This window comes from Micromonospora sp. CNZ297 (assembly GCF_007827625.1).
In genome coordinates, this window is sequence record NZ_VISU01000041.1 from 1 (window position 1) to 17,394 (window position 17,394).

At 68.5% G+C, this 17,394-nt stretch carries 12 protein-coding genes and 2 pseudogenes; 2 read left to right on the top strand and 12 right to left on the bottom strand.

Annotated features, from left to right (window positions below; genetic code table 11):
- Positions 1-95: 95 nt before the first annotated feature.
- The 11 genes and pseudogenes from FB454_RS33275 to FB454_RS33325 all read right to left on the bottom strand — a co-directional run bounded on the left by FB454_RS33275 (position 96) and on the right by FB454_RS33325 (position 12,403).
- Complete coding sequence (locus tag FB454_RS33275; protein ID WP_013473852.1) at positions 96-1,355, bottom strand: nucleotide sugar dehydrogenase; 1,260 nt, start codon at positions 1,353-1,355, stop codon at positions 96-98.
- 436 nt (positions 1,356-1,791) lie between these two features.
- Positions 1,792-2,741, bottom strand: a pseudogene (locus FB454_RS33280) (IS3 family transposase); the annotation flags it as partial.
- Positions 2,742-2,755: 14 nt separating this feature from the next.
- The gene (locus tag FB454_RS33285) at positions 2,756-3,841 is read right to left on the bottom strand and encodes an IS110 family RNA-guided transposase (protein WP_013473851.1); all 1,086 of its coding nucleotides are present in this window, start codon (positions 3,839-3,841) and stop codon (positions 2,756-2,758) included.
- A 216-nt stretch (positions 3,842-4,057) separates the two neighbouring features.
- A pseudogene (locus FB454_RS33290) lies at positions 4,058-4,345 on the bottom strand (transposase); the annotation flags it as partial.
- A gap of 171 nt (positions 4,346-4,516) precedes the next feature.
- Positions 4,517-5,509 carry a phosphotransferase gene (locus tag FB454_RS33295; RefSeq protein ID WP_013473849.1) on the bottom strand — a complete coding sequence of 331 codons (993 nt, stop codon included), beginning with the start codon at positions 5,507-5,509 and terminating at the stop codon, positions 4,517-4,519.
- A gap of 204 nt (positions 5,510-5,713) precedes the next feature.
- On the bottom strand, positions 5,714-6,640 hold the full coding sequence (locus tag FB454_RS33300) for a Gfo/Idh/MocA family oxidoreductase (protein WP_145754550.1): 927 nt from the start codon (positions 6,638-6,640) through the stop codon (positions 5,714-5,716).
- Positions 6,640-8,592, bottom strand: a complete 1,953-nt coding sequence (locus tag FB454_RS33305; protein ID WP_222433958.1) for a DegT/DnrJ/EryC1/StrS family aminotransferase — start codon at positions 8,590-8,592, stop codon at positions 6,640-6,642. The genes FB454_RS33300 and FB454_RS33305 overlap by 1 nt, the downstream gene beginning before the upstream one ends.
- Before the next feature lie 48 nt (positions 8,593-8,640).
- Positions 8,641-9,330: a PIG-L deacetylase family protein gene (locus FB454_RS33310; RefSeq protein WP_041784098.1), complete on the bottom strand. Its 690-nt coding sequence runs from the start codon at positions 9,328-9,330 to the stop codon at positions 8,641-8,643.
- On the bottom strand, positions 9,323-10,306 hold the full coding sequence (locus FB454_RS33315) for an NAD-dependent epimerase/dehydratase family protein (protein WP_013473845.1): 984 nt from the start codon (positions 10,304-10,306) through the stop codon (positions 9,323-9,325). Before FB454_RS33315 ends, FB454_RS33310 begins: the two co-directional genes overlap by 8 nt.
- 92 nt (positions 10,307-10,398) lie before the next feature.
- Positions 10,399-11,544, bottom strand: coding sequence for a Gfo/Idh/MocA family protein (locus FB454_RS33320; RefSeq protein WP_145754555.1), 1,146 nt, complete (start codon positions 11,542-11,544; stop codon positions 10,399-10,401).
- Between the two features lie 31 nt (positions 11,545-11,575).
- Positions 11,576-12,403: an FkbM family methyltransferase gene (locus tag FB454_RS33325; RefSeq protein WP_083816925.1), complete on the bottom strand. Its 828-nt coding sequence runs from the start codon at positions 12,401-12,403 to the stop codon at positions 11,576-11,578.
- Positions 12,404-12,492: 89 nt separating this feature from the next.
- Here FB454_RS33325 and FB454_RS33330 point away from each other — a divergent pair, with 89 nt between their 5' ends.
- Together FB454_RS33330 and FB454_RS33335 are read left to right on the top strand one after the other, a co-directional pair.
- A complete protein-coding gene (locus FB454_RS33330; protein ID WP_013473842.1) occupies positions 12,493-13,449 on the top strand; it encodes an LLM class F420-dependent oxidoreductase in 957 nt (318 codons plus the stop codon).
- Between the two features lie 7 nt (positions 13,450-13,456).
- On the top strand, positions 13,457-15,895 hold the full coding sequence (locus FB454_RS33335; protein ID WP_186461715.1) for an amino acid adenylation domain-containing protein: 2,439 nt from the start codon (positions 13,457-13,459) through the stop codon (positions 15,893-15,895).
- Here FB454_RS33335 and FB454_RS33340 read toward each other — a convergent pair.
- Positions 15,892-17,370, bottom strand: a complete 1,479-nt coding sequence (locus FB454_RS33340; protein WP_145824188.1) for an FAD-dependent oxidoreductase — start codon at positions 17,368-17,370, stop codon at positions 15,892-15,894. The two genes, FB454_RS33335 and FB454_RS33340, sit on opposite strands and share 4 nt — an antisense overlap.
- Between the last annotated feature and the right edge of the window lie 24 nt (positions 17,371-17,394).

Sequence of the window (17,394 nt, forward strand, 5' to 3'; positions counted from 1 at the left end):
GTCCACACAACCGCCCATGATCGACGGTGGCTGCACCCGTTCACACACCACACCAAGCCCCAGCTCAGCCAAGGTCAACATCCCCGGCTGGAGTATTAGAGCCGGTCTGCTATCGCTCCCGAGGTGACTCCCCTTGTGTCGAAGAATCGTTTGGCAATCCCAGCAAGATGGTCGGCGTCGTACTCTCGGTGGTTCTGCACGAGGATCACAAGGTCGGCTGAGGCGATTGCGCCCTCAAGGTCATCTATTTTCGGGAAGTCGACTCCCGCCGCCGTCCAATGCTCGACGTGCGGGTCGTGGTAGCTGATCTTCGCGCCCAGAGCGGCGAGCCGGCGCGCCAGCGGCACCGCTGGAGACTCGCGCTGGTCGGCGATGTTGGGCTTGTATGTCACACCGAGCAGCAGAATGATTGCACCGTTGATGGCCAACCCGGCACCATTGAGGATGTTCTGCGCCCGGCTCGCGACGTACGTCGGCATAGTGGCGTTGATTTCCTGCGCCAGTTCGACGAACCGGAACGGGTACCCGAGCTTTGCCCGCACCTTGTGGCTCAGATAGTTCGGGTCGATCGGGATGCAGTGGCCGCCTACGCCGGGACCTGGGTAGAACGCCTGGAAACCGAACGGTTTGCTCGCGGCGGCGTGTATGGCGTCCCACAAATCGATGTCGAGTTCGTGGCAGAATCTGGCCATCTCGTTGACCAAGGCGATGTTGATATGCCGGTACGTGTTTTCGAGCAGTTTCGCCGTCTCGGCTTCCCGGGTTCCCTTGGTTCGGACGACCGTGTGGATGAACCGGCCGTAGAACGCCACTGCCCGCTCGGTGCTCTGTGTAGTGTCACCTCCGACCACCTTCGGCGTGTTGTGGGTGCCGAAACGCTCGTTTCCCGGGTCGATGCGCTCAGGGGAAAAGGCGAGGAAGAAGTCCACGCCTGCGACGAGACCGGACTGTTCGAGGATGGGGCGGACGATCTCGTCGGTTGTCCCGGGATAGGTCGTTGATTCGAGCACGACTAGCATGCCGGGACGCAGGTTACGAGCCACTGTGTGGGCTGCGGCCTTGACCGCTCCCAGATCGGGGCCGCCGTCCTTGGACAGCGGTGTCGGCACGCAGATGACGACCGTTGCCGCGGTGGCGATCTCCGCATGAGCAGTCGTGGCGCGGAACCCGGATCGGACCATTTCGGAGACGTCGGCGTCCGAAAGATCATCCACGTGTGAGACGCCGCCGTTGAGAGCCTCGACGACCGTCGAGCTGACGTCGAAGCCGAGCACGGACATGCCGGCCCTCAACGCCTGCTGAGCCAGCGGCAGTCCAACGTAACCGAGTCCAAGCACCACAAGATCGACAGACACGTGCCCGCTCCTTTCACACCCCGTGCGGAACGTCGTCAGCCGGTTGATGCTATGCGGCGATGGTGGCCCCGAGAAGATGTACTGCCAACCTGATGTTTCCTTGAGATGTCGACACCCGGTCGTCCCGCGACCTGTGGCAGGGTAGCTGGCTTCCCCCTGATATCGGGACACCCTGGAACTGGACGTTCGTCCAGAGGGAGGGCGCTTGGCTCCGGATGAGCCACGAGACGCTGCGGAACTGATTGCGCGCCGAGGAACCACGATCCCGGATCCGGCCGCTCCACCGGCACCGGATCGGCCTCACTCTGCTGTGGACGCAACCCACGACCTGTCCGGGTAGCTGCGTAAGGGACGGGACGATCCGGTGTATCGGCGGAGCCAGCGGCTCGCGAAAACTCCGCAAGGGCAGTCTGAACCGCCCCGGGTTTGGTAGCGGCTAGATGGGTTGGGTTTCCGGCTGGGTCTGCCGGTGTTCGGTGGGATCGTAGAGGGCTTCGAAGGCGGCTGGTGGTAGGTCCGCGGCTCCGCTGTGCGGGCGGCGGTGGTTGTACCAGTCGACGTACTCCAGGGTGGCGATCTCGACGTGGTCACACGTCCGCCACGGCCCGTGCAGTTTGATCAGTTCGGTCTTGAACAGGCCGATCGTGGATTCGGCCAGAGCGTTGTCGTAGGTGTCGCCGACGGATCCGACGGACGGGTCGACGCCGGCGGCGGCGAGACGTTCGGTGAACGCGATGGAGGTGTACTGGCTGCCCGCGTCATTGTGGTGCACCAGCCCGGCCAGATCCGTGGCGCCCTGACGGCCGCGGGCCCAGATCGCCATTTCCAGCGCGTCCAGCACGAGGCTGGTCTTCATCGTGGTGGCGGCCCGCCAGCCGATGATGCGGCGGGAGTAGGCGTCGATGACGAACGCGACGTAGACCATCCCGGACCAAGTAGGCACGTAGGTGAAGTCGGCGACCCACAGCCGGTTCGGCGCTTCGGTGGTGAACCGGCGTTGCACCAGGTCCGCCGGCCGGGCGGCGTGTTCGTCGGCGATCGTGGTGCGTCGGGTCTTGCCCCGCACCACCCCGCGCAGGCGGAGCTGCCGCATGAGCCGCTCGACGGTGCACCGGGCCACCGGCACCCCTTCACGGTTCAAGCTCAGCCACACCTTCCGAGCCCCGTAGACGCCGTAGTTCGCCGCGTGCACCCGCCGAATCTCCTGCCCAAGCCAGGCGTCGCGGCGCGTGCGGGTGGAGGGTGTGCGCCGGGAGGCGGCCCGGTAGGTGCTGGCGGCGATCTGCCAGCCGTGCTCCGCAAGACCCGGCAGATCGGCTCGACGCCGAACACCTGCTTGTGCTCGTCGATGAACCTCACGAGCGCGGCTGTGGCCGGTCGAGCTCGGCGATGCTCCTATGTCAAGCCGCCGCGGTCATCGCGGTTCTCACCCTGGTAGGAGGCAATGTCGTGACGGTTCTGGTGGGCTGGGAGGTGCCGCGTTCGTCGGCGTTGAGGGCGGTGAAGACCCGGTCGGACAGCCGGCGGCGCAGTAGCCGGAGCGCTTCGGTGCGGGTGTTGCCGACGGCGAGTTGCTTGTCGACGTAGTCCTTACCAGGGCCGACGCCGCGGGCCTGGGTGACGGCGATCATGTGCAGGGCGGTGTTGACGACCCGGTTGCCGCCCCGGTTGAGCCGCACGCGCACGGTGTTACCTGACCAGACGGGGATAGGGGCGGTGCCGTTGAATCGGGCGTAGGCGTGCTTCGAGCGGAATCGGGCCGCGCCGGCGGTCTCGCCCAGGATCATGGCCGCGCCGAGGACACCGCAGCCTGGGACGGCGAGCAGGCTGGGCGCCAGGACGCGGACCAGGTCGCGTAGTTCCCGCTCCAAGCCGTTGATCTGCATCGTCAGCTCGCGGCATCGCACGAGGAGGTCCCGGGCGATCCGAGCGACCGTGCCTTCGGCATCGGAGAGCCGGTCGGTGAGTTCGTCGATGACGCAGTAGCGGCGCAGGCCTCGGGACGGGATCTGCAGGCCCGGGTCGAGTTCGTGTAGATGCCACCGCAGGCGGTTGACCAGCTTGGTCCGCTCCGCGACCAGGTCCCTGCGGTGATCCGACAGGAGCTTGACCTGCCGGGCCGGGCCGTCCAGTTGCGCCACCGGCAGGTCCGGTTCACGCAGCGCCGCATGCGCCACCGCCAAGGCGTCGATCGGGTCGGACTTACCCGCTTGCCGAGAGCTCCGACGCGCCGCGGCCATCAGCCGGGTTGGCACCCGCACCACCTGGTGCCCGGCGCGCAGGAGATCGCCCTCCAGGCGGCGGGTCAGGTGCCGGCAGTCCTCCAGCGCGAACCGGACCTGCGGCCATTGCGCCGCCCACTGCACCGCCTGCAGATGCCCATCGCTGGTCGTTCCGACCGTCCGCTCGCCGAGCTTGCGGCCCAACTCATCCACCGCCACCAGCGTGTGGCTGCGCTTATGCGCATCGACCCCGATCACGACCATATCGCCTCCCCTTGCCCGACCAGCTGGAACCTTCAGCCGGGCGGCGGGGGCACGCCTTCATCGAGCATCGGCACGCACCTATCAAGCCACACCGCGCCCGGCGCAGGTGTCCGACAGGGCCGCACATCGCACGAGAAGCCACCAAACCAGGATGCCGGGGCAGCAAAGAAACGAGCGAACCCCGCCGGACGACGATCAGGCTGGCATGAACGCGAAGAAAGCCGACGCCGCCTTCAGAATCTCGTTCGCCCGACGCAGTTCCGCGTTCTCCCGGCGCAGCCGCTTCAACTCCGCCGACTCGTCCGTGCTCACCCCGGCCCGCTGGCCGGCGTCGACCTCGGCCTGGCGCACCCACTTACGCAGCGTCTCCGCGGTGCCGATGCCCAGCTTGTGCGCCACCGCGCCGATCGCCGCGTACTCCGACTCATAGTTCGGCCGCACCTCAGCGACCATCCGCACCGCTCGCTCACGCAACTCACGGGGATAAGGGGAAGGGCGTGACATGGCTCGATCCTCCACAAGAGGTCGGGCCGCTACCAAACCCGGGGCGGTTCAGTCAGCGCCATGACGTGTGAGCCTGGCTGTCGAGGGCATGGATGGCGGGATTTCGCACCCGCCCCCGATCCGCACGAAGATCTTGGCCGCACCGGGGTCCCGAGGCCGGGGCCGGTCGCGCTAATACCGCTCCCATTCGGCGCTCAGCCCCATCAACGTCGAGGCATCTGGCAGGCCGTGCAGGAACCTGGGGATCTCGGCCGGGTCCAGCCGGTTGGCGCCGTCGAGTGCCGCCAACGCCAGGACGTACAGATAGTTGATGGTGGTCGCCAGGTACATCGAGAGCGCCGGGAGACCTTGCGGTCGGGCCTGGCCACCTGCCTCGCGGTAACGCCGCATGAAGGTGGAGATGGCACCAGCCGCGACGCCCGGATCAGTACCGGTCCAGTTCAGCATGGTGCAGACGAGTTCCCGGTCGCGGTCGGCCGGTCCCGCGTTGTCCCAGTCCACCAGCGTCCGCCGGCCGCTAGCCGTGATCAAGATGTTGGCCGGCTTGACGTCCAGATGGCAGCTGTAACCGGCAGGTGCAGCCGTCGGCACCACCCAACCCGAGAACTCGACCAGGTCCGCCCGGCGGACCCGCAGCGGCTCAGCCCACCGGGATCGGACGGCAGCCAGTCGAGCCAGCAGGGAGTCCCACTCGTCGGCGCTGGGCGTGATCTCGTACCACGGGTCGATGGCCCGATCGGTGCGGTGATCGGTGCCATGCAGGACAGCCAGAATTTCGGCGGCATCGCTCAGGTGGCGAGCGGCCGAACTGATCTGGCTCCCGTCGGCCCATGTGTACAGCCGGCCGTAGGCGACCCCGGGCAGGGCGGACGGTACGACAAAGCCACCATTCCTGGCGGCGATGCTTTGTGGGGCGGCCAGCCCGCGGGCCATCGCCAGTTCGGTGAAGGCCACCTCGGCGGCGACCCTGTCTGGGTCCGGATGGTCGTAGAACATCTTCAGCGCGTACGCGCGACCACCGGAATCGACCCGATACACCCGCCCCATCGAGCCGCGGGCGGCAAACGTGACCCGATCGGCATCGCCGAGCCCGAAGTGGTCACACATGTGGCGGAGGGCGTCGACCTCCGCGACTGTCGCGCGCGGATCCGTAACGCCGATCATGGGCGCTCCACATCAGTTCGGGCGGCATCGGGGGTTCCACGCGGGGCGGCCTGGTATTCCCCACTGCCCGGGAGTTCGCCGCCCGCCCGGAGGCAGCCGGACCTACGAATCACACGGTCTCTGATTCGAAACTTCCCGGCCCACCTGGACCACGTCATTGTGGCTGCGCCGGTCCGCCAGCCCCGCAGCGCACGACCGGCGGTATCAGGACGGACTCAGCGACAGTCGAGCCGCCACGGCAACGTCGATGCGCTGGCACACGCTCTCCGCCGCGACCGCATCCGACCAGGTGGCCAGGCGATCTCGACGACCGGCGATCAGCCCGAGGAAATTGTGGATCTCCTCGACGTACGCTTGCCGAAACCTATCCCGGAAGTCGGCGTAACGCTGTGGCGCCACCATTGACCGGGTCGAGAAGGTGGCCTGCTCACCAATCACCTCGGCGTAGACCTCACATCCGCCACCGCTGGTCCGCTTGCTGACCAAGGAGCAGGCCACTCCACCCGAGTGCCGCAGCGAGGTCAGCAATGTGTCGGCCACCCCGTCGAGATCGACCTGGACGGCGACGACGTCGGCCACCTCGGTCCCGAATGTCCACAGGGCGAGGTCGACGTCATGAATCTGCAGATCGAAGGCGAGGCTTCCACCAGCGACCTGATAGCCGGTGGGGGGCGGAGCACCATCCAGGCTGGTGTACGTGGCCAGGGTGATCCGCTCGGTCCCGGACCGCACCAGGTCACGTAACGCCAGGTACTCCGGAGCGAACCGCCGCTGGAACCCGATCCGTAGAGCCACCCCGCGCTTCTCGGCCTCCTCGCCGAGCGCCTGGCTCGCCACCGGATCGGCGCTACACGGCTTCTCCAGCAGGATCGGGACGCGGTGCCGAAACAGGGCCCGGACAGACTCCTCATGATTGTCCGTCGGCGTACAGACGACCGCCCCGTCGAGCGCGCCCGGCTCCAGCGCGTCCAAACCGGCAACGGTCGGTAGCCCGAGCCGGTCCGCGACGGCGCGGGCCCGCATCGAATCGGGCTCCACGACGACGACCCGGGCCCGCGCAGCTGCCAGATTTCGCGCGTGCACCTCACCGATTCGCCCACCACCGACCACGGCGATTCGCGGCGCGACCATCAGCCGACCTCGCCATCGCTGGTGGACTCCGGATTCGACATGCCGCCGAGGCGGTACCGCAGCGAGGCCCTCCCGGTGCACCGCACCGGCACGCCGGCCTCCAGCAGCTGCTCGAGAATGATGTCGTCCTCGCCGAGCCGCTCGGCAACCTCTCGCTCGGTACGGGATCGCCCGAATCGCAGCTGGGACAGCAGCACCCGGTCGAACAGCCACTCGCCCATGTCCACCATGCCGGCGTCGACACGGTCGCGGACCACACTGTCACCCGGCTTCATCACTCCCGCGGCTTCCATCGCGGCGAGCCGTTCGTCAGCTGCCGGCCCGGCCGGCAACCACGGGAACGCGCGTACCGGCGCATCCTTGCCGTCCTCGCCCACCAGGCGCCGCCAGGAGTGCACCGCCGGGAAGCCCGATCGCGCCGCAGCCAGCAGCATTGCCAAGTGGTCGGCGTCCCATACGTTGTCGTCGTCGAGAAACGCCACGAAATCGCCGGTAGCGCGGCCGGCCGCCAGCTGCCGCAGCGCGGAGATGCGCTCGAAGGGCTGCGCCGGAAGGACGCCGCCGCGTGCGCGCAACTCCGCGACGGGCAGGCCGCGTACGGCATCGTCGAGCCACGCCGGCCGCTCACCATCGGCCGCGAGGTCAAGCCATACGGTGATCCGTACATTCGCGTCGACCCGCTGCGCTCGGACGCTGTCCAGGGCGGCGGTCAGACTAGGCCGAGTACCGCCACTGATCACCACTACGTCAACGGTCGGGCGGGCCTGGACCGGTCGAGCCGACACCGGTCGTCCGATCATCGCGTCGGCCAGCCGGTCAATGTTGTCGAGCCCGGCCAGAAACGCGTGGTGCGGGACGACCACGTGCCGCTCGTGCCAGCGGCGGGCCACCGGGGTGGGCGGTGCGTGGTGGGCGATCCGCTCGTACTGCTTGACCGAGAAGGGTCGGAACAGCGGGCCTTCGGGCACCGGCGGATACACCGTGTCCAGCGACAGCCCCGCGTCGGTGACCACCTGCTCGATGAAGGTCTGGCGGTCGCCCCGCGCGTCGGGGACCTCCACCGCCATGCCGTAGAAATTCCCGGTCTTCAGCGCGCTGGCGGCGGCAAACACCCGCCAGCCGGCGTCGGACATCCGATCGACGAACCGGTGCGCGGCGTCGCTTCGGCGGGCAGCCTGGTCATCGAAGCGCTCGAGCTGGTCCAGCAGGAGAGCGGCTGATGCCTCTGACAACGCGTGGTTCGCGCCGTGCATCAGCAGTGCCGGTTCAAGCTCGTTGGTGGCGGTCCGCGCGGTCACCGCCGCCCGGCGCCGGGAATCCATCACCAGGGACTCCATCCGGGCGGCCAGCTCCGGGTCGTCGGTCAGTACGACGCCACCCTCGCCGCAGGCCAAGATCTTGGTGGCCTGCAGGCTCATGATGCTGATGTCGCCCAACGTCCCCACCCGACGACCGTCGTCGACGGCCGAGAAGTGACTGTGCGAGGCGTCCTCGATAAGGATGGCCGACGGGTACGCCGCGCGCAGCGCCCCGACATCGTAGTGCTGTGCATACAGGTGGATGCCCAGCACCGCGGCGGGCGAGACGTCCGGGGCCGCGCCGATCAGGCAGGGCGAGTCCGCCGTGCCGTCGAAGAAGGCAGGCATCGCGCCTACCCGCATGACTGCCGTGGCACAGCTGACCCACGTCGTCGCCGGCATCAGGACCGTATCGCCGGGCCCGATGCCGGCCGCCTGCAACGCGACCACGATCGCGCTGGAGCCGCTGGTGGTGAGGATCGCATGGCGGCGCCCCACGGTGTCGGCGATTCGCTCGGCGGCGGCCACGTTGCGCGACCGCCATCGACTGCGGGCGCCGCTGACCGCGAGTCGGCCGCTGAGGAAGGTCGTGCCGACGCGGCGGATGGTCGAGTCGTCGGTCTCCGGCCAGCGGGGCCAATCTTCCACCGTCACGTACCCACCCTCTCCGGTAATGCCCATGCCTCGATAGTGCTGGCTCATCTACAGAGTCGTCCGGTGCACTTCGAACGCCTCCGCGTAGTGCACCCCGATCTCAGCCCCACGCAGGCAGGCCAGTCCACGCACGGCCTCCTCGCTGCGGATGTGCGGTACTGCGCGATGCTGCGTGGCATAGGCCTGCAACGCGGCCAGCTTGGTGTCGAGCTGGTCGGTGATGTCGACGAATGCAGCCGCCCGCGGCAATGGTTCGGCCGACCACTGGATCTTGGTGATCTCGTAGCTGAACACGTGCGGTACCAGCCAGCGGCCAAACTGCCGGGCGATCGGTCGAGCGGCCGCGAAGCCGGCGGCAAACGTGGCGACATGATCCTGGTCGTAATCGTGCCCGCTGGGGAGCAACAGCAGGTCCGGCTCGAACTCGTCGGCGGCGGACTGGATCAGGTCAACCAGCTCGCGCCGCGGCACCGTGTCCAGTCGCTCGCACATGTCCTTGTCTGGGTAGGCTATGGAGTACTCGAAGCCGAGGATGCCGCGTACGGCTTCGATCTCGGCGACCCGCTCGGCGAAGCCGGCGCGACGGTCCAGGCCGGCGTGATGCATTCCATCCACCGACATGAACAGCACGCGCACGGCGGCGTTCTCGTCACGCAGCCGGGCGAGCAGGCCACCGCAGCCCAGCACCTCGTCGTCGGCGTGCGGTGCCAGGACCAGGACCCGTCGGAAGTCAGGCATGACGCACATCCCTACTCTGCCTGCTGCGGGCATACTCGATTGCATCCAGGATCAGGTTGTCCAGTCCGACCCGGGGCTTCCAACCGAGCTCGGTGGCCAGCGTCAGGTCGGGCATCTTGCGGAACGACTCGGCCTCGAAGTAACGCGGGCCGTGAATCGACTGGGAGTCGACAAGCGCGACCTCCGAGGTGCTGCCAGCCAACTCGCGAACCCGATGCGCCAGGCCCATCATGTCGATCTCGTTGCTGGTGCTGCCGATGTTGACGACGCCGACACCAGCGCCAATTGCCGCATCCATGTGGTGCACCACGAACTCAGCGAGGTCGGTCGGCGAGCAGAACGAACGCAGTTGGGTGCCGGAGGCGAAGACGGTGATCGGCTCCCCGGCCAGCGCCTGCCGGATGAAGGTCGGCAGAACGTGACCACCAGCCCCGGACTGGCGTGCGCCGGCCACGTTGAACGGTCGGATCACCAGCACGTCCAGGCCGCGGTAGCGGCTGTTGAGCGCCATCACCTCGGTCAGGGTCTTGCCGACGGCGTACTCGATCCGCGCGTTGTAGTTGGCCGGTACCCGGATGTCGGCGTCCTCGGCCAGGACGCCGCTGTGGCCATATACCTCGGCCGAGCTGAACACGCACAACTTGGCTTTAGCCCGCAGCGACGCCTCGATCACGGCGGAGGTGGAGACGACCAGGTCACGCCCCAAGGTGCCGGCGTGCTCGAGGATCCCGGCCGGGCCCAGTCGCGCCGCGCAGTGGATGACCCGCTCCGCACCCTGGAAGCCGTCCCCGTTGGCGAGGTACTCCTCCACCGGCGCGCGGACCACCGTCACACGCGGATCGTCGTCGAACAGAGAGTCGACGACCGACGACACACCGGAGTCGATGATCCTGACCTCGGTGCCCTCGGCCAGATACGCCTCCACAATGGTCGAGCCGATGAAACCCAGCCCCCCGGTTACCACAACCTCAGGCACAATCTTCCCCGTTCAACCGTCCGTCGGTCGCCAGGCGGCGATCGGATCCACGGGCGCAACGCATGCCGGATCCGCGAACTGAGCGATCGAGGCTACGTTGCGCCGTCATACAGTGCCTCCGCCGTCGCGATGCCGGCCACCCAGTCCGTCATCGCGCGCGTCGAGCCCGGCCCGTAGGCGGGGTCATACCGATCATCCATGATCGACTCGATGCTGACCTCCCGGCGTTCGACCGCCGACCGGTAGGCGGCCTCGATTGCGGCAACCACGTAGAGGTTGTCGGTGATCGAGCACCAGGGCGCCACACCCTCGGCCAGGGCGTCCTGGAAGTGCCGCATCGACAAGCCGAAGCCCATGGGAAACCAGTCACCGCTGATCATGCGCGGCCGCGTAATGCGATCGATGTTGCGGCGACTGTCCGAGCGCCGGGTCGATACCACCAGATCGCCGTCGGGCCGACAATCGACACCGCCGTCCGGTCCCTGGACCCAGATGAACTCCGAGCCGTGACTCACCTGGTGCGCGCCGTAGTAGGTGCCCGACAGGATGACCAGCGCCTGCATGCCGTTGGCGTACTTCAGGGCCAGGTGTCCGTAACCGTCGTTGCCGGTGACACCCGGCTGGCCGGGCTCGTGACCGATGAGGGCGTAGACGGTCTCCGGCGGCCCCAGCAGGTGGTGGGCGAGCGCCAGGTGGTGCACCCCCACCGCAGCGGTCCACCACCGGGTGTACCGGCCGTACCAGGGATGGCGGTCCGTGTCGAACTTCGCTTCCGTCCGGATCTGCGCGTACGACGGAGTACCAATCAACCGCTCGACGCATACCAGGTGCTGCAGGCCAAGGAGGTTCGGCGCGAAGCACATGTTCTGGTTGACCATCACCGGCACTCCGAACCGCTCCGCCAGAACGGCGATCTGTTCGGCCTCTGGATAGGACACCGCCAGCGGCTTCTGCACCAACGCCGGCTTTCCGGCTTTCAGCACGGCCTCCAGCAGCTCGGTCCGGAGCCCCTGCTGATGCGGCGCGGCCACGTCCACCACGCCGACCGCGGGGTCGGCAAGCAGGGCGGACAGCTGGTCGTACGCGGCCGCGTCGGGGCGCTCCTCGCGAAAACCGGCCAGCGCGGCGGTGGCGATGTCGTAACCAGCGACTACCGAAAGGCCGAGGGCGTCATAACCTTCACGATGAGTGGCTGCGATGCCACCCACGCCGACCTGCCCGATTCCCAGGCTTTGCATGCGTTCCTCTCCGAGCCGGGCCGCGACGCGGTCAACGGATCGCTCTCACGATGGCGGTGCCTGTCCCCAGACCCCGAAGGTCGCTGGCCCCATCGCCCATCAGGAGCTGGAAACCGCAGCGTCGAAGGTGATCGAGGGTTGCCTGAACCCGGTCGTCGCCGTCGCCTGACGAGTGCATCTCCAGCACGATGCGCCGTACCTGGACCAGAGCGCCCGCCTCGGCCAGTTCGGCGATGACACCATGCTCGCCGCCTTCGATGTCGACCTTGAGGAGATCGATCGGCCCCGGTATCAGCTCAGACAGCCGGCGCGCCGGAACGTCGACCGCCTCCGGTCCGCCGCGGTGCGCCTCGACGCTGGTGGTCAGCCGACCCGGCTTGGCCGCTCGACGGTACAACGCGACCGAACCACCACGGCCATGGGCAGCCAGGTGGTGGGTGGTCAGGTGGGTGGCCACGACGTTGCGGCGCAGATTGCGGTCCAGCAGTGCGAACACGTCCGGGTCCGCCTCAATGGCGGTAATCGACGCCCGCGGATAGCGGCGACGGAAGTAGAGCGACGCCAGGCCGATGTTGGCTCCCACGTCGACGATCGTGGGGCGGTCGCCCAGATCGCCCATCTCGTAGCAGCCGTCGACGAAGATCTCACGAACCAGGTAGCTCAACGTGTCGAGATTGAACGTCTCCACATCGGCCCCAGCCACCGTGGCCCATACGGGCGCCGACCGGTAGGGCTCGCCCCGACGCAGCCGCCGTCGCAACCACAGAGAGGCCAGGTCAGTACGCGCCCGACGCGACAGTCGTTGCGGCGTCCAGCCCGTAACCATGTCACCCCCGTAGTGCCGACGATCATGCGGCATCGGGCCACCCTACACACATCGTCGAGAGTTGACTATCCCGTGATTCGGGGTCCTTCGCAGCCGGGCCTGATGTGGCATATTGCTGCCCGATGGACGTGCGAATAGTGGCGGAACCGCATCAGGGCGCGACGTACGCGGACGTGCTGCGGGCGGCCCGGGCTGTCGAAGACGGCGGCTTCGGTGGGTTCTTCGTGGCAGATCACCTGATGGCCTTCGGGGACGGCGACGGCGAGCCCGGCCCGGTCGAAGCCTGGGTCACGCTGGCCGGCCTTGCCCGGGAGACCGACCGGATCCGGCTCGGCACGCTGTTGAGCGCCGCGACCTTCCGGCATCCGAGCGTGCTGGCCGTCCAGGTCGCTCAGGTCGACCGCATGTCCGGCGGTCGGGTGGAACTCGGGCTCGGCGCGGGGTGGTGGGCCGATGAGCATCGGGCGTTCGGGATCGGCCTCCCCGCGCCTTCCACGCGACTGGACCGGCTCTGCGAACAACTCGAAGTGATCACGCGGCTGTGGTCGTGCCGGATCGGCGAGCGGGTCACCTTCACCGGCCGCCACTACCAGCTGGTCGAGTGCCGCGGATTGCCCAAGCCGCAGCAGGACCGCCTACCGGTCATCGTCGGCGGCCTCGGTCCGCGACGAACTCCGGCGTTGGCCGCCCGGTATGCGTCCGAGTTCAACGTGCCGTACGCGACCGCCGCTGAGATGACCGACCAGTTCGCCCGGTTACGGCGCGCCTGCGAGGCGATCGGCCGTGATCCGGGCGAGCTGGTCTACTCGGCTGCGGTGGCAGTCGCGTGCGGACGGACCGAGCAGGAGTTCGCCGCCCGGGCATCGGCCGGCGGCTCGACACCGCAACGGTATCGGGAGCGCAAAGCCGGCGGCCGTCCGGACGAGGTGGTGAGGCGCGTCCGCGAGTACGCAGCGGCCGGCTGCGAGCGGATCTACCTTCAGCTTCCGGATGTCCACGATATCGACCACATCCGTCTACTGGCCGATGAGGTGTTACCGGAACTGCGTAGCGGCTCGACGGCACCGGCGGAGGTCTGACGGGCCGGTGCGCCCGGTCGCGAGCCGCTATCGTGCCAGATGTTCGGCAGGCCGGCGCTGGTCGATGGGGGCGGAAGTGCGTACAGGCGATGGTTCCAGTGTTTCAGCCGGATGGCGGCTGCCCGACCCGGAGTGGTTTCGCACCGAGCAGCCGTACGACGGATCGCTGCTCCTCGCCGAGCTGCTGGATCGCGCGGCCGCGCGGTTTCCGGACCGTCCGGCCCTGGTGGACGGCACGGGTGTCGCCTACACCCATGCCGCTCTGCGGACCGCGTCGGCTCAGGTGGCGGCCCACCTGAGCCGACGCGGCGTCGGGCCGGGGGAGTACGTCGGCTTCCTCTGCGGGCACCACACGGCCGGGATCCGAGGGCTGCTCGGCATCAACCGATCCGGCGCCGCGTACGTGCCGATCGACCCCCGATGGCCCCTGCCCCGGATAGCCGACGCGCTGAATCAGGCCGGTTGCCGGCATCTGGTGGTGGATCGCGCCCACGCCGGCCGCGTGCCGGGGCTGATCGAACTGGCGCCCGCCCTGACCGACATCCACCTGGTCGACGGCGATCCACCCGATCTCGAGCGGATGCTCGATGCCGACGCGGTGGAGGACCTATGGGACACAGTGGCCGAGCAGCCGGAACCGCATCGCGCGGCCGGCTTCGGCCTCCGTGACGACACCGATCCTACGGCGGACATCGCCCGCGCCGACGCCTACCAGTGTCACGTGGTCGGCCTGGCCGCGCCGTTCGTCAACCCGGGGACACGCGTACTGGAAATCGGCTGTGGATCCGGGCTGATTCTGACCGAGCTCGCCGGATCGGCGGGCCACTACGTCGCCGTCGATCCATCCCGGGTCGCCCTGGCCCGCATCCGAGCCTGGGCTGACGGGACCGGAGCGTCCGTCGAACTCGTCCACGGCTTCGCGCACCAGGTCAGCGAGCTGGTTGACGGTCCCTTCGATCTGATCGTGCTGGCCAGCACGATCCAGTTCTTTCCCGGTACGCGGTATCTGACGGACGTCATGGACCAGTGCCGTCGACTGCTCGCCCCGGGCGGGCACCTCGTAGTCGCCGACGTCGTTGATCCGGTGTACGCCGACCGGCCCGAGCTACTGGCCGTTCCTCGGCGGTACTTCACTGGGCGCCATGCCGATCACGGCGGTGTCACGATCGTCGACCGAGCCGACACGCCGCTGCGCGACGACCCTTATTTGGGTCGCCGCTACGACGTGGTGCTCGGCCCGGGCGGCGCCGAGCCCGGGGTGGTCCGGCCTCAGCTGTGGGGCGCTCGGGACATGACGGCGGTCGAACCCCTTCCGGCCGCGGTCGGCCAGCCATCCGACCTGGCATACTGCATCTTCACGTCAGGCTCCACCGGCCATCCGAAGGGTGTCATGGTCACCCAGCGCTCGGTGGTCCATCTGATCGACTGGGTCAACCGGACCTTCGGCGTGACGGAGCAGGACATCCTGCTGTTCGTCACCTCGTTCGCGTTCGACCTCTCGGTGTACGACGTCTTCGGCACGCTCGCTGCCGGCGCAGCCGTCCGCCTGGTGGCGGACGATGAGCTAGCCGATCCCGACGCACTGCTCGACGCGATCGAGGCCGGCGGGGTGACGTTCTGGGACTCTGCGCCGGCCGCCATGGCTGTGCTGTTGTCGGCGGCGACGGCACGCGCGGCGGCCGGCGATGCCGGGCCGATCGAGTCACTACGGCGGGTCTTCCTCAGCGGCGACTGGGTTCCCCTGGCCATGCCGGGCACGATCCGGGAGTTCTTCCCCCGGGCTGAGGTGATCGCGCTGGGCGGCGCCACCGAGGCGACCGTCTGGTCGAACGCGTTCGTGGTCGACACGGTCGAGGACCACTGGCGCAGCGTCCCGTACGGCCGGCCGATGCAGAACGCGAGGTACCACATTCTCGATGCCGATCGGCAGCCCTGCCCCGTCAACGAGGCCGGAGACCTGTACATAGCTGGTATCTGTGTGGCCGAGGGCTACCTCGGCGATCCGGAGCTGACCGCACGGAAGTTCCTGCCGGACCCGTTCGGTGGTGGCGCTGCCCGGATGTACTGGACAGGCGACCGCGCCCGATGGCGGCCCGACGGCAACATCGAGTTCCTCGGGCGACTCGACGACCAGGTGAAGATCCGGGGATACCGGATCGAGCTCGGCGACGTCCAAGCCGCGATGTCGGCCCACCCGCTGGTGGACGAGGCTGTCGCGGTAGCCGATGACACCTGCGGGCACAGACGGCTGGTGGCATTCTACACCAGCCGCCGCGGCCAGCTTGATGTCGAGGCGATGCGGGTCCACCTGAGCCGGCTGCTGCCCGAGTACATGGTGCCGGAGGTGCTGCGAACCGTGGACGATCTACCGGTCACGGCCAACGGCAAGGTTGACCGGTTGGAGCTGCTACGGCTGACCGCAGCAGCTCCAACCGGCGGACGTTAGCGGTCCGCGCTGCCGGGCCGGTCGGCCAGGTGCGCACCCAGCCGTCGCGACAACGCCAGGGTCGTCAGGGTCGGGTTGGCCGCCCCCATCCGCGGGAACGTCGTCGGCCCGGCAGCGTACAGGTTGGCCACAGCGACGAACTGCTGGTCGCTGTCGAGCGTGTCGCCGATACGCACGAGGCAACCCTCGTGCTGGAGCGTCCCCAGTGTGCTCTTGCCGGTGTACGGGGTGCCGGGCGGTACGTCGGACGACGGTGACGCGGCGCCGTACTCCGCGAACTCAAGCCGGTGAGGCTTGAGGTCGTACAGGTGACGGACCGCTTCCCAGATCCGCTCGAGCTCTTCCTGTTGGGCTCGGAGCACGTCGCGATCTCGCGGACCGATCTCGGCCCGCACCCGCCATTGGTCACCGGCCTCGCCGGGCACCCGGATCAGCCCGTTGGCGCCCGGCTCCTGCTCACCCAGCGTGGTCACCGTGACACGCCACCGCCCGTCCTCGGTCGGTTCCACCTCGAGAAAGAAGTTCGACCGAGCCGATCCGTCGCCGACCGCGGTGAAGCTCCCCAACCGCAGTGGGCTGTCGGGTGCCGCGCCGGGCTCGACCTCGACCGCGAAGCCCTGAGCCAGGTGGTCGCTCAGCCCGAACAGGTGGGCCGGCGCCGAGGGCTCGGCCTGCTGGATCGCGTCGATGGCGAGTCGACCGCTGTCCACCGTGCCCGCGCAGAGCACCACCGCGTCGGCCGTGATGTCGTGGATCTCGCCGGTGTCGGCGCGGCGTACCCGTACCCCGGTCGCCCTGCCGCCGCCGACGACGACTGACTCGACCTCGGTATCGCAGGCCACCTCGACGCCGCCACGCGCACCCACCGACTCACCGGTCTGCGGATCCCGCCAATGGTCCAGCGGTGAGTAGGCGCACCACCGGTCGTCGGTACCGCGGTAGGCCCGAGGCGCCGGCCCGAACACGTGTCCGCCCAGGGTGATTGTCTCGGGCCCGGCATCGGCCGGGTCGATGTACCCGCGCAGCGGCACGCCCAGATCGTCCGACAGTCGGTCATAGAGAGACCGGCCGCCCCGCCACGACTCGGTGAGGTCGGCCACGATCGACGCTGGCCACGCCGACCCGGCCAGTGCCCAGGGCTCCAGCGGCAGCACCAGGCCGAACCAGTACAGCGATCGCCCGCCGAGGCGAGCGCGAAGTCCCGAGTTCCTGTCGTAGAACGGCGGCGAGTCGGAGGTCCACGACCGCCGGAAGTACTCGTCGGACTCCGGCTGAGAGCTCACCTCGGCAGCCTTTTCCGGGTCGTACGCGTACGACACGTGGCGCGGGTCGGCGGCCGGTCCGGCCTCGAGGACGAGCACGCCGGTCTGGCCGCGCCGCTCCAGCTCGGCGGCGAGCTCCAGCCCCGCCATGCCGCCGCCGACGATCACGATCCGGGCATGAGCGGGCAGCTCGGTGATCAGTAAGTTGGTCACAAACGTCCCCTGTTGTCGGCCAAT